The sequence below is a fragment of the Kitasatospora sp. NPDC059803 genome, from assembly GCF_042732255.1.
GTDB lineage: Bacteria > Actinomycetota > Actinomycetes > Streptomycetales > Streptomycetaceae > Kitasatospora.
Genome location: NZ_JBHWIJ010000483.1, coordinates 1 through 3,647, shown reverse-complemented (window position 1 = coordinate 3,647; position 3,647 = coordinate 1). Strand labels below are relative to the sequence as shown.

The following is a 3,647-nucleotide window of genomic DNA, read 5'->3' as shown; positions in this document are numbered from 1 at the left end:
GCACCACCCCCGCGCCCGGGTCGGCCGCCGTACGTCCCGACCCCGGCCCGAGGACGCCCTGGCGGCAGCCCTCGCAGGAACGAAAGAGCAGTGCCCATGGCCCGCGACCTCACCCCCGGCACCGGCATCCGCAGGGGCCGGCTGAGGGTGTACCTCGGTTCCGCCCCGGGGGTCGGCAAGACCTACCGGATGCTGGACGAGGCCCGGCGCAGACAGGAGCGCGGGGCCGACGTCGCGGTCGGGTACATCGAGTGCCACGGCCGCCGCCACACCGAGGGCATGCTGGACGGCCTTGAAGTCCTGCCGCGTGTCCAACGCTCCTACCGCGACGCCGAGTTCGACGAGATGGACCTCGATGCGGTGCTCACCCGACGCCCGTCCGTCGTGCTGGTCGACGAACTGGCGCACACCAACATCCCCGGCGGCCGCCACGCCAAGCGCTGGCAGGACGTCGAGGAACTGCTGGCCGCGGGGATCGACGTCATCACCACCGTCAACATCCAGCACCTGGAATCGCTGAACGACGTCGTCCAGAAGATCACCGGCATCCCGCAGCGCGAGACCGTCCCGGACGAGGTGGTCCGTCGGGCCGACCAGATCGAACTCGTCGACATGGCCCCGCAGGCGCTGCGCCGCCGGATGGCCCACGGCAACGTCTACAGGGCGGAGAAGGTGGACGCCGCGCTCTCCAACTACTTCCGGGTCGGCAACCTCACCGCCCTGCGCGAACTCGCCCTGCTCTGGGTGGCCGGGCGGGTCGACGAGGGCCTGCGCGACTACCGGGCCAGCCACAACATCGACCGGGTCTGGGAGACCCGCGAACGCGTCGTGGTCGCCCTCACCGGCGGCCCCGAGGGCGAGACCCTGATCCGCCGCGCCGCCCGGATCGCCGACCGCACCGCCGGCGGCGACCTGCTGGCCGTCCACGTCACCCGCAGCGACGGCCTGGCCGGCGCCTCCTCCGGCGCGCTCGCCCAGCAGCGCCAGCTGGTCGAGACCCTCGGCGGCAGCTACCACGTGGTGGTCGGCGACGACATCCCCACCGCGCTGCTCACCTTCGCCCGCGCCCACGACGCCACCCAGCTGGTGCTCGGCACCAGCCGCCGCGGCCGGATCAACCGCTTCCTCACCGGCCCCGGTATCGGCGAGACCACCGTGGACGACTCCGAGGACATCGACGTCCACATGGTCACCCACGAGTTCACCGGCCGCGGCCGGCTGCCCTCGCTCGGCCGCCGCCACTCCAAGCGCCGCACCATCGCCGGCTACGCCGCCGGCCTCGTGGTGCCCTGGCTGCTGACCGCGATCCTGTCCCAGGCGCACGAGAGCATCAACCTGACCACCGATGCGCTGATCTTCCAGCTCGGCGTGGTCATCGTCGCCCTGCTCGGCGGCGCCATCTCCGCCCTGCTGGCCTCGGTCAGTGCCTCGCTGCTGCTCAACTACTACTTCATCCCGCCGATACACGCCCTGACCATCGGCGAGACCAACAACATCGTCGCCCTGGTCGTCTTCGCCTCCGTCGCGCTCGCCGTCGCCACCATCGTCGACCACGCCAGCCGGCTCACCAGTCGCGCCGCCCGTGCCACCGCCGAGGCCGAGACCCTCTCCACCCTGGCCGGCAGCGTGCTGCGCGGCGCCGACGCCCTGTCCGCCCTGATGGAGAAGTCCCGGACGGCCTTCGGCATGCAGGCCGTCGCCCTGCTCTCCCGGGTCGACGACGAGGTGCTCGCCCACTCCGAGGCCGAGCACCAGGACGACACCGACGGGCAGAGCGAGACCACCGAGGTGCCGGTCGGCGCGGACGCCGTCCTGGTCCTCACCGGCCGCCGGCTGCCGGCCGCCGACCAGCGCGTCCTCACCGCCTTCGCCGCGCACGTCGCCGTCGCGCTGGAACGCGACCGGCTCGCCGTGGTCGCCGCCGAGGTCGAGCCGATCAAGGCCGCCGACCGGATGCGCACCGCCCTGCTCGCCGCCGTCAGCCACGACCTGCGCACCCCGCTCGCCGCCGCGCTCGCCTCGGTCGGCTCGCTGCGCAGCCCCGACGTCGAGTTCTCGCCCGAGGACCAGGCCGAACTGCTCGCCACCGCCGACGAGTCGCTGGTCAAGCTCACCCGCCTGGTCGACAACCTGCTCGACATGAGCCGCCTCCAGGCCGGCGCGCTCACCCTGCACCTCGCCGAGACCCACCTCGACGAGATCCTGCCCCGGGCGCTCGACAGCCTCCCCGACCCGTACGCCCCGATCCAGCCGCTCGACCTGGACACCGCGCCGCCGGTGCTCGCCGACCCGCCGCTGCTGGAGCGGGTGCTCGCCAACGTGATCACCAACGCGCTGCGCTACAACGCGCCCGGCGCGCCCGTCCTGGTCACCGCCAGCCACCACGCCGACCAGGTCGAGATCCGGGTGATCGACCGCGGCCCCGGCATCGCCCCCGAGGAGCGGGACCGGGTCTTCCTGCCCTTCCAGCGCCTCGGCGACACCGACAACACCACCGGTGTCGGTCTCGGCCTCGCGCTCTCCCGCGGCCTGGCCGAGGCCATGGGCGGCAGCCTGGAGGTCGAGGACACCCCCGGGGGCGGCACCACCATGCTGCTCACCCTGCCCGCCGCCACTCGGGAGGAGCCCGTACATGAGTGGACGAACTGAACGAACCGCCGAAAGCTGCGTGTCCCGCGAAGCGACCGCCGAGCGGAGCGAGGTGGCCGCATGAGCGAGATCCTGATCGTCGACGACGAACCGGCCCTGCTGCGCACGCTGCGGATCAACCTCAGCGCCCGGCAGTACGCCGTGCGGACGGCCGCCAGCGGCGGCGAGGCGCTGGACCGCGCCGCGCACTCCGCCCCGGACGCCGTGCTGCTCGACCTCGGCCTGCCGGACCTGGACGGCATGGACGTGCTGCGCGGCCTGCGCACCCGCAGCGCGATGCCGATCATCGTGCTCTCCGGCCGGTCCGGTGCCGCCGACAAGGTGGGCGCCCTCGACGCGGGCGCGGACGACTACCTCACCAAGCCGTTCCTGATGGAGGAACTGCTGGCCCGGCTGCGTGCCGTGCTGCGCCGGCCGCTGGGCGGTGCCCCGCTGGGGCGGCCGGTGATAGGCGACCACACCGTCGACCTGACGGCCACCACGGTGACCGGCCCGCGGGGCCCGGTGCGGCTCACCCCGACCGAGTGGCGGATCCTCGCCCTGCTGGTGGCCAACCCGGGCCGGCTGGTGCCCGGGCGGCAGATCCTGCGGGAGGTGTGGGGGCCGGCCCAGGAGGCGCGCGGCAACTACCTGCGGGTCTACCTGGCCGGGCTGCGCCGCAAGTTGGAGCGTGACCCGGGCCGCCCGCGGCACCTGATCACCGAACCGGGGATCGGGTACCGGTACGAGCCCTGAGCGCCCCCCGGCCGCCGCCGCGTCAACGACCCGTCAAGAGCGGGCCGGAGACCGACAGGGGAGCGTCAAGGCAGGCCCGGAGCGGTGTTCCGTGGGCGTAGCGTCAGTGCTGACCGAGCGGGCCCGGCTCCAATGTGGGGGAGGCCCGGGACCGCTCCAGCCCCCCGTGTACGGCGGCCCCCACGTGGGGGGGGGGGCTTATACACAAAACACAGCCCCCCAAACACCCTGTCTCCGCGCGTGGAGAGCGAGGGGGTGAAGAT

The 3,647-nt window shown here is 73.5% G+C and carries 2 protein-coding genes; both read left to right on the top strand.

Annotation, left to right across the window (positions count from 1 at the left end; all coding sequences use genetic code 11):
* The first annotated feature begins 96 nt into the window (after positions 1-96).
* Positions 97-2,649: an ATP-binding protein gene (locus ACFV6I_RS38480; protein ID WP_380430825.1), complete on the top strand. Its 2,553-nt coding sequence runs from the start codon at positions 97-99 to the stop codon at positions 2,647-2,649.
* 60 nt (positions 2,650-2,709) lie between these two features.
* A complete protein-coding gene (locus tag ACFV6I_RS38475; protein ID WP_363580044.1) occupies positions 2,710-3,384 on the top strand; it encodes a response regulator in 675 nt (224 codons plus the stop codon).
* Positions 3,385-3,647: the final 263 nt, after the last annotated feature.

Excerpts from the sequence above, each read along its gene's own strand:
- ACFV6I_RS38480 (WP_380430825.1), top strand. The coding sequence starts at position 97 with ATGGCCCGCGACCTCACCCCCGGCACCGGCATCCGCAGGGGCCGGCTG.
- ACFV6I_RS38475 (WP_363580044.1), top strand. The coding sequence starts at position 2,710 with ATGAGCGAGATCCTGATCGTCGACGACGAACCGGCCCTGCTGCGCACG.